This is a genomic window from Yoonia sp., assembly GCF_017854415.1.
Classification (GTDB): domain Bacteria; phylum Pseudomonadota; class Alphaproteobacteria; order Rhodobacterales; family Rhodobacteraceae; genus Yoonia.
This window is the reverse complement of the sequence record NZ_JAFMHR010000044.1, coordinates 1-21,287: the sequence shown is the minus strand read 5'-3', so window position 1 is coordinate 21,287 and position 21,287 is coordinate 1. Positions and strand designations below refer to the sequence as shown.

Here is a 21,287-nt window from a genome sequence, read left to right as displayed (position 1 = left end):
CGCTGCGTCATCGAAACTGACAACCAACGCCGAGATTAACGACCTGTGCGAAGCATTGGGCGTCGGCATGGGCACCAAATTCAACGTCGAAGACCTGCGCTATGAGAAAATTATCATCATGACCGACGCGGACGTCGACGGCGCGCATATCGCGTCGTTGCTGATGACGTTCTTTTTCACTCAAATGCGTCCACTGATCGACAACGGGCACCTTTATCTGGCCTGCCCGCCGCTGTATCGCCTGACCCAAGGGGCAAAGCGGGTCTATGTGGCGGACGACGCCGAGAAAGACGTTTGGCTGGCGAAAGGTCTGGGCGGCAAAGGTAAAATAGACCTACAGCGTTTCAAAGGCTTGGGTGAAATGGACGCCAAGGACCTGAAATTGACAACAATGGACCCCGCAACCCGCAAACTGATCCGCGTGACCGTGCATGATGACGTACCGGGGGACACTGCGGATTTGGTAGAGCGGTTGATGGGAAAGAAACCCGAGTTGCGGTTCCAGTATATTCAAGAGAACGCGCGGTTTGTGGAGGAGTTGGATGTTTGATCATCCATAATTCTGCTCAATCCATTTTTTTACAGTCAGATGAGATATAGCTAGTTGGAATCCTGCGTCATTACTGACCTTTTGATTTCCAACACTTAACAGCATTTTTTGTAATGGTGGCGCCATTTCCCGTGCCTTCAAAACGATCGGATCGGGATCAGATTGCGGCAAGATCCCAGCCATTGCGCCAAAAAATGTTTCAGCATGGCTTTGCCCCATGATGAAGTTTTCTTCTAATTTCAGACCTTCGGTCTCATCCATCAACATAGTAGTTGAAACTATTCCGGGCTTCCCTTGAAAAGCATCGAACGCTTCAAAAACATACTCTCCAATCTTGCGCGGTTGCCAATTCTGCCCCTTGTGAAAGTATACTCGGAAAAGATTAACAGACGTCATAAAATAACCAACGGTATATGCATCAGTTAAGAACCTAAGCGAAGGAATAAAGCCCTTTCCAAATTCGTGCAATTCAGTGTTCAAAGATACGGACGCAAATTGGTTCCTTATCGCGATGCCGGTTTGGGCTCCCTGTCTTTTGTGACTTCCAAACACTCTTACCACCACCCAATGTTACTTTATTAAAATCAGATCACTTGACCTCAATATGCTTCCGATTTCAACCTTGGATTGTTGTAATGCAACAGTAGCATGAAAGTCATGTCCGACTCAGACGCAGTGATAGCGCCGCCCGTGGGGGCGGATCGCCGCTACCCGGCCTAATGTCCGAGCGGGATAAGGTGTCGCCACAGTCCTTCAATCTTCCCTTGCCAGAAAATCCGCAAAATGCCGTTTGATATTGAGATTCATCAAAATCAGGCCCGTTAGCCCGTACGATAATGCGCGCACAACACGCAGATCTACTAGCAAAAAGGACTGAACCCATGAATTTCAAGAGCATCACACTGTCTCTGACTGCACTGGCCATGTCGAGCACGGCAGCCTTCGCGGGCTCACTTGCTAACCAGCAGACCGAACCTCCGGTCGTCGTTGCGGCAACGCCTATCGTGATCGCGCCAGTCGCGGCTGGCGGCCTCTACGGCGCACTGTCTTTTGCCGCAATCCAACCGGACGGCGAATTTACGCAAGATATTATCGACCCCGAATACGAAAGCGGCGAAATCGGCCTTGATAGCGGGTTCGGTGTCCTTGGTGCCGTCGGGTATGACCTTGGCAATGGATTCCGGGTCGAGGCCGAATTGGGGCAGCTGAAAGCTGATTCAGATCGTCTTGTTTTTCCGGACGCCACCGCCCCGTTCGACGTAGCCGATACTGACGGCGACATCACATTAACCACAGGCATGATTAACGCCTGGTATGATGTAGGCAGCTTTGGCGGCGTCCAACCGTTCATTGGTGGCGGCATCGGCATGGCAAAGGGCGAAATCGACGTCTCGTTTGATCTTGGCAGCAACAACGGCATTTCGGATTCCGATACTGCTTTCGCATGGCAGGTCGGCGGTGGCGTTGAAATTCCGATGAGCACCAACATGAGCGTGATCGCATCCTATCGCTATCTCGCATCGGATGGGCTTGAGCTTACCGACAACGAAGGCACTGCGATTGACGCAGACCTCAGCACGCATGTTTTGGCGGTGGGCGCGATGTTCCGCTTCTAAGGGATACCCTTGTTACTTTATTGAAATGCCCTGACCATGCGGTTGGGGCATTTTTCGTTGCCCGTACCGATTTGCGCGGGCGTTTCTGTTTTGCGACCCGCCGCGCGCATACTTTGACCTCTGTCTTTGTGGACGGTTATACTTTGGTGACCACCGGTATAGGAGAAACTTGGCATGGCTCAGATCACCGTTCGCATGGCCCAGACCCCTGCCGATTTCGATATTGCGCGGGGATTATGCTTTGAATGGCTGGACTGGCATTGGCGCGCATTTCCCGCTGACGGCCCAAGGAATGGCAATCCGATGAATCCGGCGGCCTTTCAAACCGAGGACGATAATCTTGAAAGTATTCACGCCCGTCCCCAAGGCGCAATCCTGCTCGCCGAAGTTGACGGAAACCCCGCCGGGTGCGTGATGTATCACGCATCGGAACCCGGTGTGGCCGAGATAAAGCACCTGTTCGTCAATGAGGGTGGTCGTGGTCACGGACTGGGGCGGTTGTTGCTAGAGCAGATGTTTACGGCAATGATTGCGGACGACTACCGCATGGTGCACTTTTCATCGGCGCGTTTCCTGGCAGATGCACGCCGCCTATATGAAACTGTCGGGTTCAAAGACATTGCCCAACCCGATGGGTTTCCACAGCACTTTCGGGACTTTGTCTACTTTATGGAGCGTCCACTGGTCTAGTTTGTGACCCAAAGCTATCTGCGAAAAACCGGTACCAGTTGCCGCCCATCAATCCCGCCACTTCAGCGTCATCGAACCCAACGCGTCGCAAGCCTTGCGTGATATTGCCAAAATGCCGGTTGTCTTCAAACCAAGCGGGCATCGGCGGGAACCCCGGCGCGCTGGCCGATCCTTCGCCATAGTCGATTTCCTTACTCCAACGTCCCACCCGCATCCATTCAACGACGCTGTCAGGTTGGTCTTGGCATAGGTCTGACCCGATACCAAAATGGTCCACGCCAAATTGTTCCGCAGCTTGCGCGATCATTTCGCAGAAGCTTTCAACAGTGCAATCGCCCTTGCCTTTTAGATGATGCGGATAAAGCGAGAACCCCATCATCCCGCCATTCTGCGTGACGGCCCGCACCACATCGTCGCGCTTGTTACGCAAGGCGGGCTGCCATGCGTGCAGGTTCGCATGTGTGATTGCGATAGGGCGCTCAGAGATTTCAGCGGCTTCAATAGTCGAACGATCAGCAGAATGGCTCATGTCGATCACCATGCCAACGCGGTTCATTTCTTTGATCACTTGGCGGCCCATGCGGGTGATGCCGGGGTCTTCGGCCTCGTAGCAGCCCGTCGCGAGCAGGGATTGATTATTATAACTCAGCTGCATAAACCGCGCGCCCAGTTTATGCAGCACTTCGACCAACCCGATGTCGTCTTCGATCGGGCTGGGGTTTTGAAAGCCGAAAAAGATTGCCGTGCGCCCCGTTTCGCGTGCTTTGTCGATGTCGGCCGCCCATTCGCCGTGAAAGATCAGGTCAGGGTACTGTTCAAACCAGCGATTCCACTGCTCGATATTCAGCACTGTTTCGCGGAAATTCTCGTGGTAGGCGATGGTGACGTGGACGGCGTCCACGCCCCCTTCCCGCATTTGGCGGAAAATTTTCGGCGACCAGTTCGCGTATTGCAGACCATCGACAAGATACATTTGCGACTACTCCGGCGTGCCAGAGGAAATATAGGCCGTTTTGACGGTCGTGTAGAATTCCGCTGCATAGCTGCCCTGTTCGCGTGGTCCGTAAGAGCTGTCGCCGCGCCCGCCAAATGGCACGTGGTAATCCGTGCCTGCGGTGGGCAGATTAACCATGACGCAACCCGTTTGCGCATTGCGCCGAAAGTGCGTGGCACGTGCAAGGTTCTTGGTCACAATGCCCGATGTCAGACCAAAGCGGGTGTCGTTAACCACATGCAACGCTTCTGCATAGCTGTCGACTTTGATCACGGATGCCAGTGGCGCGAACATTTCCTCGCGGTTGATGATCATGTCGTTGGTCGTGTTTAGGAATACGCCAGGCGTCATGTAATAACCTTCGGTATCGCGTGTGACACGCGCGCCGCCACAGGCCAGTTCTGCGCCTTCTGCTTGACCCTTTTCGACATAGGCCAAGTTTTCATTCAACTGCTGCTCGCTGACAACCGGACCGATCTGCGTACCCGCCCCCAGCGCGTGCCCGACCTTCATCGCCTGCGCGCCTGCGATCAATTTTTCTGCAAATTCGTCGTGTACAGCTTTGTGCACAACAAGTCGGGACGACGCAGTACATTTCTGACCTGTGCCACCAAAGGCACCGCCCAGCGCAAGGGTCACAGCCAGATCAATGTCACCATCATCCATCACGGCCAATGCGTTCTTTGATCCCATTTCCATCTGCACTTTGGTCAGATTCTGGATCGCCGCGGTCGCAATTCCTTTGCCGACGGGCACTGATCCGGTAAACGAAATCGCATCAATCTTGGGGCTTTCCACCAACCGCTGGCCCACATCGCGGCCTGCCCCCATTACAAGATTGAACAGACCCTTTGGGATGTCTTGGCGCGAAATAATCTCGGTCAAGGCGACGGCAGATGCAGGCGTGATGTTCGCTGGTTTCCAGATCACAGCGTTGCCGAACGCCAAAGCGGGCGCGATTTTCCAGCTCGCAGTTGCGGTGGGGAAATTCCATGGGCTGATGATAGCGACAACGCCAAGTGGTTCGCGACGCACGTCAACTTCGATCCCGTCGCGGGTGCTGTCGGCTGTGTCGCCCATCTGGCGCAGCACTTCGGCAGCGAAATAAGTAAAGAACTGACCGGCGCGGAACACCTCGCCCTTGCCTTCGGCCAGCGGTTTGCCTTCTTCGCGGCTCAGCAATGTGCCCAATTCCTCGGCGCGCGCCATCAGTTCGTTGCCGATCGCGTTCAGGACATTCTGCTTGCGTTCCAGCCCGTAGGCAGCCCATTCCGCTTGGGCACGGCGTGCGGCGTTTAGCGCATCTTCCAACTGACCGCCACTCGCTTGGGCAAAAACACCAACAATTTCAGACAGATCGGATGGGTTGATGTTTTCAATCTCAGAGGTGCCAGACACCCATTCACCTGCGATGTAGTTCAGTTGTGTTTTTGTCATGGGGTGCCTTCTTTCTTGCGCCAAATACGCGAATTTCGCGTGACACTAGTGGGACGGTCGGGCCTAAGTCAAACCTATATCGCCCGGTTGCCAGCGCAGGCGCGCTGACGTTAAATGCGCGACAACTTTGTTTAACTGTGAAAGCACGGCATGCAGCAAGCCAGCCCTACCGGGCCCTCTTTTAACATTCTGATTATCGGCCAACGCGGGCGGTTAGAATACGAGGCGTTACTGTTTGCCGCCTCTTTGCGTGAAAGCACGCCTAACTTTCAGGGACAGCTTTTCGTGGGCGAACCCCAACCTGGCCCACTATGGGATAATGATCCGCGCATGACGCAACCCGTCAAGGACGGCTTGATCGCTTTGGGTGCCAAAATTGCCCCTTTTAAAAATTTGCATTTTGGTCAGTCCTACCCGCATGGCAACAAAATCGAAGGTCTTTCGGTTTTGCCAAGCGGACAGCCATTCGTTTTTTTCGATACTGACACGTTGATTACGGGTGATTTGAGCCAAGTTGCCTTTGATTTTGACCACCCTGCGGCGTCGATGAAACGCACGGCGACTTGGCCCGTAGAAGAACTTTATTGGCCCGGTTATACCGCAATTTGGAAATCACTTTATGATCGGTTTGGATTGGATTTCCAAAGCACGCTGGATACCGCGCAGCCGGACGAATATTGGGAACGTTATTTGTATTTCAATGCGGGTTGGTTTTTCGGGGCTAACCCGGCCGCGTTCGGTGCGCGTTTTACCGAGTATGCCGCATCTATCCGAAACGATCCCCCGTCAGAGCTCGTAATACAGCCGCTTGACCCGTGGCTTGATCAGGTCGCCTTGCCACTGGTTATACATGCGTTTGGTGGTGGAAGACCCGGACCAGAACTGCAAGGTCTAGACGGTGATGTGACATATCATTACCGCGCCTTGCCGTTGCTTTATGCGACCGCCAATGACGCACAGGTCGCCTTTTTCGACGCACTGGCTGCACCCAACAAGATCAAAAAGCTGCTGAAGCTCTATGAGCCATTCAAGCGGATGATCTACCAAAAACGTGGGCAGAAAGTACGCGATATGTTTGACCGCGCAAATTTGCCCCGCCGCGAGCGTGCGCTCCGCAACCAGATCAAATCAGCTGGTTTTTGGATGCGCTAACTGGCGAACATACCGCTTTCTGCAGCAAATCCCTTGATCTCGATCGGGTTGCCGGATGGGTCGCGGAAGAACATCGTCCATTGTTCGCCCGGTTCACCTTTGAAACGCACGGATGGGGCAAGGATGAAATCGGTTTGCCGTTCTTCAAGGCGTCCGGCCAATATGTTCCAATCATCCAATGGCAATACAACGCCAAAATGCGGCATCGGGACCATGTGATCACCGACTTTGCCGGTCGCTTCGTTCGCAAAGGGTGTGCCTAAATGCAGGCTCAACTGATGTCCGAAAAAATCGAAATCGACCCAAGTGTCGGTCGAACGCCCCTCAGTGGCACCTAAGGCACCGGAATAGAATTCTCTTGCAGCGTCCAGATCCAAAACGTGAAACGCGAAATGAAAGGGTACGGGCATAGATTTATCCTTTTTGCATTGGGCCGTTGAGTGCTTGTGTAAATCCGCCTACACCTTGCCGCAACGCATTTTAAACGGGAGACCCGAAATGACTGATGGCCCAAGCTACGGCTTTGACACACTGCAAATTCACGCAGGCGCACGCCCCGATCCGGCAACCGGCGCACGCCAAGTACCGATCTATCAAACAACCGCTTATGTGTTCCGCGATGCAGAACATGCAGCGGCTTTGTTTAACCTCCAAGAGGTTGGCTATATCTATTCACGTCTGACAAACCCGACGGTCGCAGCTTTGCAAGAGCGCATCGCGACACTCGAAGGTGGTGTCGGCGGCGTTTGCTGTTCTTCGGGTCACGCCGCACAAATCATGGCGCTGTTCCCGTTGATGGGTCCGGGCCTGAATGTTGTGGCGTCCAGCCGTCTTTATGGTGGTACGGTCACGCAGTTTAGCCAGACGATCAAACGCTTTGGTTGGTCCGCGAAATTCGTAGACTTTGATGACCATGCAGCCGTTGCTGCGGCCATCGACGACAACACCCGCGCGGTGTTCTGCGAAACGATTGCAAACCCCGGTGGTCACATCACCGATTTGGACGCGATCTCTGCGATTTCCGACGCGGCGGGTATCCCGCTCATCGTCGACAACACTTCAGCCACGCCATACCTGTGCCGTCCGATTGAGCATGGCGCGACTTTGGTCGTGCACTCGACCACAAAGTACCTGACTGGCAACGGCACCGTGACCGGTGGGTGTGTCGTCGATAGCGGCAAATTTGACTGGGCTGCGAATGACAAGTTCCCCAGCCTGAGCCAACCAGAGCCAGCGTACCACGGCATGAAGTTCGCCGAGACCTTTGGCCCGCTTGCCTTTACCTTCCACGGTATTGCCATTGGTCTGCGTGATCTGGGCATGACACTGAACCCGCAAGCCGCACACTATACACTGATGGGCATCGAAACACTGTCGCTGCGCATGGACCGTCATGTTGAAAACGCTATGAAGGTTGCAAAATGGCTCGAGGATGATCCACGCACGGATTATGTGACTTACGCGGGTCTCGAAAGCTCGCCCTATTCACATCTGGTGCCAAAGATTTGCCCACGCGGTGCTGGTGCTTTGTTCACCGTCGCCGTCAAAGGCGGCTATGACGCGTGTGTGAAACTGGTCGATGCTTTGGAAATCTTCAGCCACGTGGCCAACTTGGGCGATACGCGTAGCTTGATCATTCACTCTGCCTCAACAACGCATCGCCAGTTGACTGCAGAACAGCAAGAAGCCGCAGGCGCAGGCCCAGGTATCGTGCGTTTGTCCATCGGAACCGAAGACGTCGTCGACATCATCGCTGATCTGGATCAGGCGCTCACAAAAGCGACAGCTTAAGCAAAAGCAACCCGCCCGCGCCCTTGGCGTAGGCGGGTTTGTGCTGTAGGGTTCAAGCGCGGGGGCAAACGCGTTTTGCCGGTTACACCAACATGCTAGAGCGTGCAGATGACCATCAATTTTGCGCTATCACTTTCCTTTGAAGGCATTGAACTGCTTCAACGCGTTCAAAGCGGATGGCGTCGCATTGGGCGTGTCGAAATCAGCAGTGCGACCCTTGATGCAGATCTAGCCGAACTGCGCGAAAAAGCGATTGTCTTGGCTCCTGACAGGATCATGACAAAGCTGATCATTCCCTCAGACCAGATCAAATTCACAGCAATCGATAGTACTCTGACGACCCAAGACGGTATCGACGCAGTTTTGGCTGACGCGACGCCTTATGCGCTTGAGGATTTGGTCGTCGATTACGAACGCTCTGGCGGGCGCACCCATATTGCCGCTGTCGCGCGGGACACCCTGAAAGAAGCAGAAAACTTTGCATCTGCGCATGGGTTTAATCCCGTGGCATTTGTGGCGATCCCCGAGCCGTTCACATTCCAAAAAGAAGTGTTCTTTGGCCCCACCGATGCCATGCTGGACATCTTGGGCGCAAATGCCAGCGTCGCGCGCGATGATCGGCCTGTGTTCATTGCTGGCACCCGGTTAAAATCGCGCCTTTTGGTCATTGACGATACCGACCTAGATGAACAAGAAGTCAGCGCTACCGACTTGATTAAGACTGCATCGCAAACTGCAGCAGAAATCGCGTCACCCGAACCTGTTGCACCACCGACATTCGTGCGCAGTGACATAATTCCCTCTGAATACTGGCCTGAACCAGTTGCAGAACCGGCCGAGATTGCACACACATCCGCGCCTGTTTTGGCCCACTTGCCATACTTTGATCGGATTATTCCAGAATTCCACGTGCCAGTTTTGGTGGTCGAAAATCCCGCTTTGATGGCAATGGCCGATACCGGCTCTGCCCAAGCGCCAAAGCTGGGCGCAGCAGCGCCTTCTAATGCCCAACGCGCCCATGCGGTTTCCTCTCAGTCCACACGTAAAAACCAGTTGGCGATTGCTGCAGGTATCGCCGTCGCTGCTGTGATTGGTGGGCTGGCATGGTCACAATTTGCGCCCGCCGACAGTGATACGCCCGTGGCGATCGCCGAAGCTGTGACCGAACGTGGACCGGAAATCTCTGAGTTTGCAGCGACAGCATTCGGTGCATCCGACACGCAAGGTACTGTTTTACCTGAAATCCCCGCAACCCAAACGCAAACTGCAGTGATCACAGCGCCCAGCACGATTGTCGCAAGCGCCCCTGATACGCGGCCTGAAACGCCACAAGCACCACCCGCGCCGCCGGTTGATGAAGCGGTCGTCGCCCAAGCGACAGCGCAAGTCACAACGCCGCCGGCGTTAGGTATTGTGCCTAGCCCAGCCGAGGCCGAAATATCCTATGCTGCAACTGGCGTTTGGCAGCGCAGTCCACGGTTTTTGGACATCCCATCTGGTGCGATTGCCTTAGAGTTCGATCGTCCGACGCAAGTGGTGCAGCCGTTGCGTGCGGCACAGCCAGCAGTTGTTGCACCTACACCATTGCAAGATTTCAGCTTTGCGACGCCGCCTAACCCGCCACCGGCTGATGCCGTATTTGCCCGCGATGAAAATGGATTTATTCAGGCAACCCCCGAAGGCACGGTCACCCCTGATGGCGCGGTTGTCATTGCCGGATTACCTGATCTGAACGTCAACTTGCGCCCGACCCTATCCCAAGACGATCTTGACCGCATCGCCATTTTGGCCCCTGCACCCCAAGGCGTGATCGTCGTTGCCGGACGTCCTGACTTTTCAACACCGCTGCGTCCCGAAAATGCGCAATTACCTGAAACTGATGAAGATGTTGAGCCACCTGCGCCAACGACCGCCACACTCGGGGGTGTTGGATTGGCCGGATTGGAATTGCAGAATACTGGCGCCCTGCTTCTTGATACGTCCACCGTGGAAGGCGGCGCAGCGACCGATTTGCGCCCACAATTGCGGCCCAATGGCCTTGCACCTGCGACAGACCCCAATACGCCGGATATCACAGATATTTTAGCGGGAATTGCCGCCGAAGATGCAACATTGCGTTTTGACAATAGCACGGCACTCGCGGTCAGGGCATCTCAGCGCCCTGCGATTAGACCCGCCCGTTTCAGCAGCATCGTCGCCGCAGCCCAAGTCCCACAACCAAGCGCGCCCGCGACGCCCGCAGCACCCGTTGTCGCGGCGGCACCCGTGGCGCCCCAAAATTACGAACCCGTCCCTGGTGGTGTCGCACGCGCGGCCACGCAAGAAGATGTGATCCGTCTGCGCGACATGAACCTGATAGGTATCTACGGCCGACCAAATGCGCGCCGCGCCTTGGTGCGGCTTAGCAACGGGCGCTATGTCCGGGTCGAAGTCGGTAGCGCACTCGACGGCGGCCAAGTGACTGCAATCGGAGATGAGGCCTTGAATTACGTCAAGCGTGGCAGAACCTATGCCATAGAAATGCCCAGCGGCTAATCACCCGCGCGAAATGCAGCTTTCAAAGCGCGGCAACCTCGCTAGAGTATTCATTAATAATTAATTCAAATGGGCGACATCAACCGCGCCCTTAGGACGATTTCAACAGGCCCTCATGGAAACGTTCCTCATTCAAGCAACGATTTATCTGGGTGCTGCCGTTATTGCAGTACCCCTCGCTGCGCGTTTGGGGTTGGGTTCGGTACTGGGGTATCTGCTTGCTGGCATCGCAATTGGCCCGCTGACCGGCTTGGTCGGCACCGAGACCAAGGACTTGCAACACTTTGCTGAATTTGGCGTCGTGATGATGCTGTTTTTGATCGGGTTGGAACTGGATCCGCGCGCGCTGTGGAATATGCGTCAACGTTTGTTGGGCATGGGTGGGCTGCAAGTCGGTCTGACCATGCTGGCGATCACAGGCGGCAGTATTGCGATGGGCTATGATTGGGGCACGTCCGTTGCAATCGGGATGATCTTTGCGCTGTCGTCAACGGCGATCGTCCTTCAAACTCTGACCGAAAAGGGCCTGATGCAAACAAGCGGCGGTAGATCCACGTTTTCTGTCCTGTTGGCACAAGATATCGCGGTTATCCCGATGCTTGCGTTGCTGCCTTTGCTAGCGGTACCTGTTGTTGTTTCGTTGGCGACCGACGGGTCGCTTGCGGTCATTGATCCCGACGACACGCATCACGCGACGCTCAGCTTGGTCGAAGGCTTGCCAGGTTGGGGGGTCACGCTTGTGACACTGGGGGCTGTCGCTGCAGTAATTTTGGCAGGCACGTTTCTGACGCGCCCCGTTTTTCGCTATATCCATCATGCGCGGCTGCGCGAAATGTACACAGCACTTGCCCTGCTGATGGTCGTATCCATCGCTGTGCTGATGCAGATGGTCGGGCTTTCGCCCGCGCTTGGTACATTTCTTGCAGGCGTTGTTCTTGCCAACTCTGAATTCCGGCACGAGCTAGAAAGCGATCTTGAGCCGTTCAAAGGACTGTTGCTGGGGCTGTTTTTTATCACGGTCGGCGCAGGCATAAACTTTGATCTGCTATTTGGTGATCCCGCCCGCATCCTTGGGCTTGCGGTCGCTGTCATGGTCATAAAAGGCGTCATTCTTTTTGGTTTAGCGTTGCTGTTCAAGCTGCACAAAAAAGACCGTTGGCTATTTACACTTGGCTTGGCACAAGCGGGCGAGTTTGGTTTTGTTCTGATCTCGTTTTCATTGACCCAAGGGGTTTTGACCGATGCGCTAGCAGGGCAGCTTTTGCTGATTATCGCGCTGTCGATGCTGATTACGCCACTGTTGTTTATCGCTTATGAAATGCTGACGCGGCGCATGGGCGACGCCGACACTGAAGAACATGATGAGGTCGATGAAAAAGGCACTGTAATTATCGCAGGCATCGGACGGTTCGGGCAAATCGTGAACCGTCTGGTGGAAAGTGCGGGCTTTGACACGGTCGTCGTTGATAACAATCTGGCAACTGTACAAATGATGCGGAAATTCGGTTTTCGCGGGTTCTTTGGTGATCCGACGCGGCCCGATCTATTGAATGCCGCCGGATTAGAAGATGCGCAGGTTCTGGTCGTTGCTATCGATGACAAGGCAAATGCCGTTAAACTGGTGCGCTATGCCCGCAAAACACGCCCAGACTTGCATATTATCGCGCGGGCGCGGGACCGTGTACATGTGCATGAACTTTATGACGCAGGGGCCAATGATATTGTCCGCGAGATGTTCGACAGCTCGTTGCGGGCCGGCCGCTATGCGTTGGAAAACCTTGGGCTGACAGAATTTGAAGCGGCCGAGCTAGAGCAGCGTTTTTACCAACACGACCGCAAAGCCCTGCGCGAGTTGGCGGACCTTTGGGAACCCGGTGTCGCTGTTTCTGAATTGCCGGAGTATGTCGCACGCGCCCGCGAATTGAATAACTCGCTCGAGATGGAATTGGCGGCCCGCCAGCAAACCAACGAGAGCAAAGCCAATGACTAGCCGTCGCTGACGCCCGCTTCTGCAAATGTCGCCATCCCAGAGTGACAGGCGATTGCCCCTTTCAGAACCCCAATGGCAAGCGCTGCCCCGGACCCTTCACCAAGACGCAAACCAAGACGCAAAAGCGGCTCTTTGCCCAGTGCATCGAGCAGGCGCTGATGCGCGCCTTCAGCGCTTAGATGACCCGCGACCGTATGATCAAGTGCGCCATCACATGCTGTTGCAAGGGTCAGTGCAGCTGCAGAGCAGATAAACCCATCAAGAATAACCGGAATTCGGTGATGGCGGGCTGCGGCTATTGCTCCGGCCATTGCCGCCAGTTCGCGTCCACCCAGACAGCGTAAAACCTCTAGTGGGTCGCGGTTCGCGTGCAGCGCCAGCCCGCGTGCCACGGCATCGGTCTTGCGTGCTAATCCGTCATCATCAACGCCCGTGCCACGCCCTGTCCAGTCGGCCGCGTCACCCCCCAAAAGAGCGGCCGATATCGCCGCCCCGGACGTAGTGTTTCCGATACCCATTTCACCTGTCACCAAAAGGTCAGCGTCCGGATCGACGGCATTCCAACCTATTTGTAGTGCCTCCACGCATTCGGCGTCAGTCATCGCCGGGGCGGCCGTGAAATCAGCAGTCGGCGTGTCCAGTGACAAAGGGTATACATCCATCTTCGCGCCAAACGCCTTGCAAAGCTGGTTGATTGCCGCACCACCATGTTCGAAATTGGCAACCATTTGTACCGTTACTTCTGGCGGAAATGCCGACACGCCTTGCGCGCAAACACCATGATTGCCTGCAAAAATAATGACCTGAGGCGCATTAATCTGCGGTTTTGCGTCGCCGCGCCAGCCTGCGTACCAAATCGCAAGATCCTCGAGCCGGCCCAGTGCACCGGGCGGTTTCGTCAATTGACCGTTACGATCTTGAGCGCCTTGCGCGGCCTTTGCATCCAGTCCCGGGGCGGCTGCCAAAGTGTCCCGAAAGGTCGAAAGTGTGGTAAATGGCGCTTGCATCAGGTCCTCGCTAAGGTCAATCTTCGGGACCTGTTTAACGCACAAAAACCTGATGAAAAGCCTACAAAGGACCGACCAATTGTTTAAACACGACACGGGGCTGATCAACCGCGTAGACTTGCCTGCTGCGCTGGGGCTTTTGACCCGTTTTCCAATTGTTGTCGATGGCGAAAAAGCGGTGGCACGCGGGGCGGCATCCGCATGGGCGTTTCCGCTTGTTGGTGTGATTGTCGGCGTCGTATTGGCAATGTCTACATCGGTATTACTGGGGTTTGGCATCCCTTCGGGCATCGCGGCGGCGATAGCATTGGCCATCTCGGTCATTGCTACTGGTGCGATGCATGAAGACGGGTTGGCCGATAGCGCCGATGGGCTTTGGGGTGGTTGGGACAAAGCCCGCCGCCTTGCGATCATGAAGGACAGCAATACCGGGGTTTACGGCGTCTGCGCGATTGCCTTGACACTGTTGATCCGGTGGCTCGCACTAAGCGCGATTGTGGCGTTCGGCATCCACTGGATGGCGCTGATCGCGGCTGCGGCGTTAAGCAGGACCAGTATGGTTGTACTGATGGCCGTTATGCCAAACGCGCGCAACAGCGGGCTAAGCCAGACGGTCGGGCGGCCAGCCGCAAATACAACTTGGCTCGCGATTGGTATCGGTGCCGTTGTTGCTATTGCCTGCGGCTACGCGGTTTTAGTGTTGGTTGTAGCGGTTGCAACTTTGATCTGTGGACTGATCGCGCGGGCAAAAATTGGCGGGCAAACCGGTGATATTTTGGGGGCAACCCAGCAGATCACCGAGCTTGCCGCGCTTGTCTCAATCGTGGCAATGCTCGGTTAAGGCAGATCGGAACACGACAGTGCGGTTGCAAACGACCCGCGGTCAACGTGATCGCCAAGCACCCGCGAAGACAATTGCCCATCAACCAGCGTCGTAGCCATGACATTGCGCCAATCACTGCTGGCTGTGATCATTTCTGGACCGTCACCGCAGTCACGGATACCGCCACCGATGTCAGTCTCGCCAATGCGGTGATTGGTGAGCCCCTCAAGATCAGCCACATGTGTCAAAGCACCGCTTTCGTACCGCCAAACACGCAAGGTTTTTGCCAGATGTGGGCGGTCGACATAGGCGATTTCGATGGCGCCATCTCCGTCCAGATCCGCAGCGCCGATCGGCGCCAGCCAGCGATTGGTGCGCCCGATATGCGGCGTAGATGCGATTTTGCCACTCGCATCATAGATCGCCAACTGCGCACCTTTCGCGGCAAGCGTTTCAACCACGATCACCTCTGGGGCACCATCATTGTCCAGATCAACAAGGCGCGGTGCCACATCTTCGAACACGCGGTCTTGGGACAGCGTAAAGCGACGTGTGCCGTTTTCGGTCGTGATAACAAGCGCGCCCCATTCGATCGCATCGCCCAGAATACCGTGGGCATAGCGATCCGTGGGCGCGGTGTATTGCGCTGACACGATCGTTTCGGCGCAGGCGGTGGTGGCCGTCAAAGCCACCACGGCAATTGTGCGCGTGATCAAATCTGTTTTTCTGGCATCTGCACACGCAGGCCATCAAGCGCATCTGTGACCTTCAACTGGCAGGTCAGGCGCGACTTCACTTCATCAGGCTCGTATGCGAAATCAAGCATGTCGGCTTCCATTGGATCTTTGGCAGGCAGTTTTTCGACCCACGCGTCGTCAATATAGACATGGCAGGTTGAACAGGCACATGCACCGCCACAGTCGGCCTCAATGCCTGGAATGCCGTTGTCACGCGCGCCCTCCATCACTGTCAGCCCATTGGCCACATCGACGATATGTTCTTTGCCGCCATGTTCCACGTACGTAATTTTTGCCATGTCAGTCTGTCCTTTTGGAATCTATCAATTTGGGTCTTTAAGTAGTGTAGCTGGCCCATCCTCGCCAGCCCCTAAACACACAAAAGGCGACCCCAAGGGCCGCCTTTTGAATTGTATCTCGCGTTGATTACTCTTCAAGAACCAGCGCAACGAACCGTGGATCACCGCCACGGCGCACCAAAAGCAGGATTGACTTGCGACCTGCTTCTGAGGCCGCCTCGATCCGTGCTTCGAAATCAGCGATTGTCATAATCGCTTCTTGGCCGGCTTCAGTGATCACGTCACCTTCGAGCAAGCCTTTGGAAGCTGCCTCGGATTCTGGATTGATCGCCGTGATCACCAGACCGTTTTCAACGGAAAGCGAAAACTGATCGGTAAGCTCTGGTGTGATTTCAGACAGCGTCAGGCCCAAAATCTCGGTTTGTTCAGGCGTTTCGTCTTCTTGCGAAGACGCCGGGAATGCGACCGCTTCAGACGTTTCACGACGCCCAAGCACAACGGTCAAGTCAGCCATGTCACCATCACGCAGAACCGCAACAGGTACCTCTTTGCCAACCGGAGAATTGCCAACGATACGCACAAGTTCGCGTGTATCTTGGATTGCGATACCGTCAAAGTCCAAGATCACGTCACCTGCCATCATACCGGCATTTTCGGCAGGACCCGGTGGTACATCAGTAACCATCGCGCCGCGCGCCATATCCAGACCTTCGATAGCGTCAACCATGTCAGGCGTCACATCCTGAATGCGCACGCCCAACCAACCGCGGCGGGTTTCGCCAAATTCGATCAACTGGTCCACCACGTTGGTAACGACCGCAGAGGACATGGCAAAGCCGATCCCGATAGAGCCACCATTTGGCGACAAGATCGCGGTGTTTACGCCAATGACTTCGCCATCTGTATTGAAAAGAGGCCCGCCAGAGTTACCGCGGTTGATCGCGGCGTCTGTCTGGATGTAGTCGTCATAAGTGCCGGACAATGCGCGATTGCGTGCTGACACGATACCCGCAGAAACCGAAAACCCTTGGCCCAGCGGATTGCCCATTGCCATCACCCAATCACCAACGCGGGCGCCAACGCCGTTGCTGTCACCGAATTCCACGAAAGGCAAATCTTCGAGATCGACCTTAAGGACCGCGATATCGGTATTCGGATCGGTGCCGATCAGTTCGGCTGGAACACCAGCTTCGCCGCCGGGGAAAAATTCGATCAAAATCTCGTCCGCGCCTTCGATGACGTGGTTATTCGTCACGATATATCCGTCGTCAGAGATCACAAATCCGGAGCCCAGCGCAGACGATCTACGTGCGCCATCACCTGGACCGCCACGCTCGGGATTGTTGAAAAAGTCCTCAAACGGCGATCCGTCAGGGACCAATCCTTGTGGGCCGGTGCGGCCGGCGATCATTGTACTTGTCGTGATGTTGACCACTGACGGGCTGATCTGTTCTGCTAAATCTGCAAAGGTTGCCGGACGGTCTTGCGCATTGGCTAGCGCGACCTGCGCAAAGATCATTGCGACAGCGACGGCCAATGTAGTAACGAAAGCCATCAGCAGGCGTCGCTCGCGCTGCTGGTCTTGTTGAATTGCGATTGCCTGGGACTTCACGGGGCAAATCTCCTTTGTTTGAATGCGGGCATGCAGTTATGGCCGCCCTTTCACGGTATGATGTTCTATGTAGGGCGCGAATTGTGCAACGCAATCTTAGTGCACTGTTTCTCAATTACATGTGAAGCATATTGTAACATACCAGCTTTTAGAGCGGAAAAAAAAGGGCCAGCATTTCTGCCAGCCCCTTTGAGACAAAGTCATTGTCAAAAATTATTCGCTAACGCGACCTACATCAGACTTGAGATAGTTAAAGAACTCATTGTCTGGTGACAGAACCATCGTAGAATTACCTGGTGTCAAAGCCCGCTGATACGCGGTCATTGAGCGGTAGAATTCAAAGAACTCTGGATCGGCACCAAACGCGCTTGCAAAGATCTCGTTACGACGCGCGTCGGCCTCACCCTGAACGATCTGGCTGACACGCTGGGCGTCGGACACCAATTCGATCACGGTACGGTCTGCACCCGCACGAATACGCTGGGCTGCTTCGTTACCACGCGCACGCTCGTCTGCGGCTTCGCGATCACGCTCTGCCTTCATCCGCTCGTAAGTAGCGTTAAGGTTTGCTGGTGGCAAATCTGTCCGCTTCAGACGTACGTCAATAACTTGCAGACCCAGTGAGGTCGCTTCTGCGATCGCAGAGTTGCGGATCCGCAGCATCAGTGCTGCACGGTCAACTGACAGAATGTCGTTTGACGTCACAGAACCCAGAACTTCGCGCGTTTCGGCACGCAAAATACTGTCCAGACGACGTGCAGCAGCCTCTTCACCACCGGCACCTACGGCGCGGCGGAACTGCTCTACATCGGCAATCCGGTAGCGGGCGAAGGCATCGACGACCAAACGACGGTCGTCAGACGGGGTAATTTCCAGCGGATCAAGATCACGGCTCAGGATGCGGTCGTCATAGCGCACGACCTCTTGGATCAGTGGGATTTTGAAACCCAGACCCGGTTCTTCCTGGACACGGACAATTTGACCGAACTGAAGCACGAGCGCTTTCTGACGTTCGTCGACGATAAATACCGATGACATGACACCGATGACGATGACCGCGAGCGCGGGCAGGAGAAATGCAGTTTTACGCATTAGTTAGTCCCTCCGTTAGAATTGCGGCGCAGCTCATTGAGCGGCAGGTAAGGTACAACGCCTTGTCCACCATCAGCATCGTCAAGCAAGATGATGTCGACACCGCCAAGCACACCCTCCATTGTTTCCAGATAAAGACGCTTGCGCGTTACTTCTGGTGCCTTTTCATATTCTGCCAAAACAGCAGAGAAGCGGCTGGCTTCACCTTCGGCTTCGTTGACCACACGGGCGCGGTAACCTTCGGCTTGCTCTAGGATTTGTGCTGCTTGACCACGTGCTTCGGCAACAACTTGGTTTGCATAGGCGTCAGCGACGTTCTGCACACGGTCACGTTCTTGTTCAGCATCCTGAACCGCGCGGAACGAGGCAATAACCGGCTCCGGTGGGTCAGCTTTGTCAAAGTTCACACGAATGATGTTCACGCCACTGTCGTAGCTATCAAGTGTTGATTGAACCAAATCACGCAAACGGTCTGCAATTGCGCCACGGTCCCGGTTCAGGATCGGTGCAAGTTCAGACTGCGAAATAATCTCGCGCATCGCGGATTCAGCAGTTGCCGCAATGGTTTGCGGCGGATCAGCAAGGTTGAAAAGATACAATTGCGGATCGGTGATGTTCCAAACAACTTGGAAATCGATATCCACGATGTTTTCGTCACCGGTCAGCATCAAACCTGCATCACTGCCAGAGCGACTGACACCGATGTCGATGTTCCGCTCTGTTGTAACGGCAAGAATTTCACGTGACACAACTGGCCAAGGCGCAAAGTTCAGACCGGATTCACCGACAGCGTAGAATTCGCCCAAGAACAACTCGACCGAGCGTTCTTCTGGGCGGACTGTATAGAACGACGCATAAAGCCAAAGGCCAAGAGCCGCCAAAAGACCAAGGCCAACCGTGCCCCGTGTCATTTGCGGACCTTCGCCGCCACCGCCGCCGCCGATCCGGCCTTTGCCGTCCCCGCCACCGCCCATTAGGACGCGCAGTTGTTCGCGGCCTTTGTTCACCAGATCATCGATCTCGGGGATGCCAGGCCCATCATTGTTCGGTTTACGACCACCGTTTCCGCGGTTGTCGTCGTCACCCCCGCCTGAACCATTGTTTCCACCGCCGCCCCATGGGCCACCCGTATTTCCTGCCATCGTTTCCCTATGCTTCCTTTGCGTCATGCTCGCGTGCGCGAACGTTCTGTTGCCATGTGTGTCTTAATCATGCGAAATCAAGCGCTCCGCACGGGTTCCTTCATCGTCACCAGTTCTTCTGCCATCGTCGGGTGGACGGCAACGGTCCGGTCAAAGTCTTCTTTGGTTGCACCCATCTTAACCGCGATGCCCACCAATTGGATCATTTCGCCCGCATGGTCTGCGACGATATGACAGCCCAGTATTTTGCGGGTCGCCTTGCTGACCACAAGTTTCATCAAAACGCGATCATCGCGGCCTGCAAAAGCATGGTTCATCGGCTTGAACGACGTGCAATAAATCTCGACCGGTTCAATGTCGCGGGCCTGTTCTTCCGTCAAGCCAACGGTGCCCAATTCAGGCTGCGTAAATACCGCCGAGGGGATCAATTCATGGTCTACTGCGGTTGGATTGCCTTTGAATACCGTTTCCACAAATGCCATGCCTTCGCGGATCGCAACAGGGGTCAGCTGGACACGGTTGGTCACGTCGCCAATCGCATAGACGGACGGAATGTTCGTCTGGCTGTATTCATCGACAACAATTTCTGCCCTGCGCCCTACCGTTACACCTGCATCCTCTAGTCCCATGCCATCTGTATTTGGCGCACGGCCTGTCGCAAACATCACCTGATCATAGACTTTTTCCGTGCCATTTGTGGCTTTCACCCAAATACCGTGGCCCGCGCTTTTATGGGGAACAACGGCTGGATGGCCGTCTTCCATCGGCACGCCTTCGGTCAAACCTTTCAGGTCGTCTTTGGTTGCGGCCCGCATTTCGACGATATTTGTACCCAAATGCAGATCAACACCCTTGGCGCGCATACCTTCGGCAACAAGCCCGCGGGCTTCGTCGTCAAAGCCGCGCAGGATTTGTGCGCCACGGTAGAATTGCGTCACTTCAACGCCCAAACCGTTCAAGATACCCGCGAACTCGGACGCGATATAACCACCGCCAATAATCAAAATCGACTTTGGCATTTCATCCAGCAAAAAAATCTCGTTCGACGTGATCCCAAGTTCTGATCCGGGCATTTCTGGCACGACAGGACGCCCGCCAGTGGCCACCAGAATATGCTTTGCGCTGACCTCTTGGCCAGTCGACAAAATTACAGTGTGCGGGTCTTTGAGGGACGCGCGGGCATCAAATATCTCAACATTGGAGCCATCCAGCAGCTTGCGATAAATACCTTCGAGGCGGTCCAGTTCTTTATGCATATGCACACGGAACCGCGGCCAATTGAACGGCCCTTCGGTCACATCCCACCCGTAAGCGCGGGCATCATCGAACATTTCCGAATAACCGGACGCAAAGACCATCAGTTTCTTGGGAACACAGCCACGAATAACGCAGGTGCCGCCCATGCGGTATTCTTCGGCAAGTGCCACTTTTGCGCCAGTCGCCGAAGCAACGCGCGCCGCGCGCACCCCGCCAGAACCACCGCCAATGACGAAAAGGTCGTAATCAAAAGTCATATTTGGGCTCCGGCTTTATTCAAGAAATGGTCGTTAATTAGTCCGCAATGCCTGCGAAGATATTATCATCGTCACGCACATCGTATCGTACAACCTCTGAGGTGTTGTTGGTGATGTCACGCACAGTCACTTTGCCGTCACCGTGACCCACAATCACGACGTCGCAGATATCGATAAACAACCCATTTTCGACGACACCCGGGATCTGGTTCAGCACAAGCGCCAACTGCCTTGGATTGCCTATATGCTTTAGGTGCAGATCAAGGATCATGTTGCCTTCGTCGGTGATAAACGGCTTGCCGTCGC

The 21,287-nt window shown here is 55.0% G+C and carries 20 protein-coding genes; 8 read left to right on the top strand and 12 right to left on the bottom strand.

Annotation, left to right across the window (positions count from 1 at the left end; genetic code table 11):
- Positions 1 to 550 (top strand): toprim domain-containing protein (locus QZ197_RS07050; protein WP_296431161.1); only part of this gene is annotated, 550 nt, incomplete at its 5' end.
- Here the strand turns inward: QZ197_RS07050 and QZ197_RS07045 are convergent.
- Entirely contained in the window at positions 551 to 1,030 is a 480-nt protein-coding gene (locus QZ197_RS07045) for a hypothetical protein (protein WP_296431160.1), read from the bottom strand. It lies immediately after the preceding gene.
- Between the two features lie 401 nt (positions 1,031 to 1,431).
- Here QZ197_RS07045 and QZ197_RS07040 point away from each other — a divergent pair, with 401 nt between their 5' ends.
- Positions 1,432 to 2,166: a porin family protein gene (locus tag QZ197_RS07040; RefSeq protein WP_296431159.1), complete on the top strand. Its 735-nt coding sequence runs from the start codon at positions 1,432 to 1,434 to the stop codon at positions 2,164 to 2,166.
- 174 nt (positions 2,167 to 2,340) lie between these two features.
- The gene (locus tag QZ197_RS07035; RefSeq protein ID WP_296431158.1) at positions 2,341 to 2,856 is read left to right on the top strand and encodes a GNAT family N-acetyltransferase; all 516 of its coding nucleotides are present in this window, start codon (positions 2,341 to 2,343) and stop codon (positions 2,854 to 2,856) included.
- Here the strand turns inward: QZ197_RS07035 and QZ197_RS07030 are convergent.
- Both QZ197_RS07030 and QZ197_RS07025 read right to left on the bottom strand, forming a co-directional pair.
- Positions 2,834 to 3,829 carry a membrane dipeptidase gene (locus QZ197_RS07030; RefSeq protein ID WP_296431157.1) on the bottom strand — a complete coding sequence of 332 codons (996 nt, stop codon included), beginning with the start codon at positions 3,827 to 3,829 and terminating at the stop codon, positions 2,834 to 2,836. The genes QZ197_RS07035 and QZ197_RS07030 overlap by 23 nt on opposite strands.
- Before the next feature lie 6 nt (positions 3,830 to 3,835).
- On the bottom strand, positions 3,836 to 5,287 hold the full coding sequence (locus QZ197_RS07025) for an aldehyde dehydrogenase family protein (RefSeq protein WP_296431156.1): 1,452 nt from the start codon (positions 5,285 to 5,287) through the stop codon (positions 3,836 to 3,838).
- A 150-nt stretch (positions 5,288 to 5,437) separates the two neighbouring features.
- On the opposite strand from QZ197_RS07025, the gene QZ197_RS07020 reads away from it, so the two are divergent.
- Positions 5,438 to 6,439, top strand: coding sequence for a hypothetical protein (locus tag QZ197_RS07020; RefSeq protein ID WP_296431155.1), 1,002 nt, complete (start codon positions 5,438 to 5,440; stop codon positions 6,437 to 6,439).
- Here the strand turns inward: QZ197_RS07020 and QZ197_RS07015 are convergent.
- On the bottom strand, positions 6,436 to 6,849 hold the full coding sequence (locus tag QZ197_RS07015; protein ID WP_272146616.1) for a VOC family protein: 414 nt from the start codon (positions 6,847 to 6,849) through the stop codon (positions 6,436 to 6,438). The two genes, QZ197_RS07020 and QZ197_RS07015, sit on opposite strands and share 4 nt — an antisense overlap.
- Before the next feature lie 88 nt (positions 6,850 to 6,937).
- On the opposite strand from QZ197_RS07015, the gene QZ197_RS07010 reads away from it, so the two are divergent.
- The 3 genes from QZ197_RS07010 (at position 6,938) to QZ197_RS07000 (ending at position 12,755) form a co-directional block, all read left to right on the top strand.
- A complete protein-coding gene (locus tag QZ197_RS07010) occupies positions 6,938 to 8,230 on the top strand; it encodes an O-acetylhomoserine aminocarboxypropyltransferase/cysteine synthase family protein (protein WP_272146617.1) in 1,293 nt (430 codons plus the stop codon).
- Positions 8,231 to 8,338: 108 nt separating this feature from the next.
- Complete coding sequence (locus QZ197_RS07005; RefSeq protein ID WP_296431154.1) at positions 8,339 to 10,765, top strand: hypothetical protein; 2,427 nt, start codon at positions 8,339 to 8,341, stop codon at positions 10,763 to 10,765.
- Positions 10,766 to 10,880: 115 nt separating this feature from the next.
- Complete coding sequence (locus QZ197_RS07000; protein ID WP_296431153.1) at positions 10,881 to 12,755, top strand: monovalent cation:proton antiporter-2 (CPA2) family protein; 1,875 nt, start codon at positions 10,881 to 10,883, stop codon at positions 12,753 to 12,755.
- Here QZ197_RS07000 and cobT read toward each other — a convergent pair.
- Positions 12,752 to 13,762, bottom strand: coding sequence for a nicotinate-nucleotide--dimethylbenzimidazole phosphoribosyltransferase (gene cobT / locus QZ197_RS06995; RefSeq protein ID WP_296431152.1), 1,011 nt, complete (start codon positions 13,760 to 13,762; stop codon positions 12,752 to 12,754). The genes QZ197_RS07000 and cobT overlap by 4 nt on opposite strands.
- Before the next feature lie 79 nt (positions 13,763 to 13,841).
- Here cobT and cobS point away from each other — a divergent pair, with 79 nt between their 5' ends.
- The gene (cobS, locus tag QZ197_RS06990) at positions 13,842 to 14,603 is read left to right on the top strand and encodes an adenosylcobinamide-GDP ribazoletransferase (RefSeq protein WP_272146275.1); all 762 of its coding nucleotides are present in this window, start codon (positions 13,842 to 13,844) and stop codon (positions 14,601 to 14,603) included.
- On the opposite strand, the gene QZ197_RS06985 is transcribed toward cobS, so the two are convergent.
- The 7 genes from QZ197_RS06985 to QZ197_RS06955 form a co-directional block, all read right to left on the bottom strand.
- On the bottom strand, positions 14,600 to 15,301 hold the full coding sequence (locus tag QZ197_RS06985; protein WP_272146277.1) for a VCBS repeat-containing protein: 702 nt from the start codon (positions 15,299 to 15,301) through the stop codon (positions 14,600 to 14,602). The two genes, cobS and QZ197_RS06985, sit on opposite strands and share 4 nt — an antisense overlap.
- Positions 15,298 to 15,621, bottom strand: coding sequence for a 2Fe-2S iron-sulfur cluster-binding protein (locus tag QZ197_RS06980; protein WP_272146279.1), 324 nt, complete (start codon positions 15,619 to 15,621; stop codon positions 15,298 to 15,300). Before QZ197_RS06980 ends, QZ197_RS06985 begins: the two co-directional genes overlap by 4 nt.
- Before the next feature lie 127 nt (positions 15,622 to 15,748).
- Positions 15,749 to 17,176 carry a Do family serine endopeptidase gene (locus QZ197_RS06975; protein ID WP_272146281.1) on the bottom strand — a complete coding sequence of 476 codons (1,428 nt, stop codon included), beginning with the start codon at positions 17,174 to 17,176 and terminating at the stop codon, positions 15,749 to 15,751.
- Between the two features lie 270 nt (positions 17,177 to 17,446).
- A complete protein-coding gene (locus QZ197_RS06970; protein ID WP_272146284.1) occupies positions 17,447 to 18,325 on the bottom strand; it encodes a protease modulator HflC in 879 nt (292 codons plus the stop codon).
- Positions 18,325 to 19,467, bottom strand: coding sequence for an FtsH protease activity modulator HflK (gene hflK, locus QZ197_RS06965; RefSeq protein ID WP_272146286.1), 1,143 nt, complete (start codon positions 19,465 to 19,467; stop codon positions 18,325 to 18,327). The genes QZ197_RS06970 and hflK overlap by 1 nt, the downstream gene beginning before the upstream one ends.
- Before the next feature lie 77 nt (positions 19,468 to 19,544).
- Positions 19,545 to 20,981: an FAD-dependent oxidoreductase gene (locus QZ197_RS06960; RefSeq protein ID WP_296431150.1), complete on the bottom strand. Its 1,437-nt coding sequence runs from the start codon at positions 20,979 to 20,981 to the stop codon at positions 19,545 to 19,547.
- Positions 20,982 to 21,018: 37 nt separating this feature from the next.
- Positions 21,019 to 21,287: ribose-5-phosphate isomerase A (locus tag QZ197_RS06955; RefSeq protein WP_296431149.1), on the bottom strand; the 269-nt coding region annotated here is incomplete at its 5' end.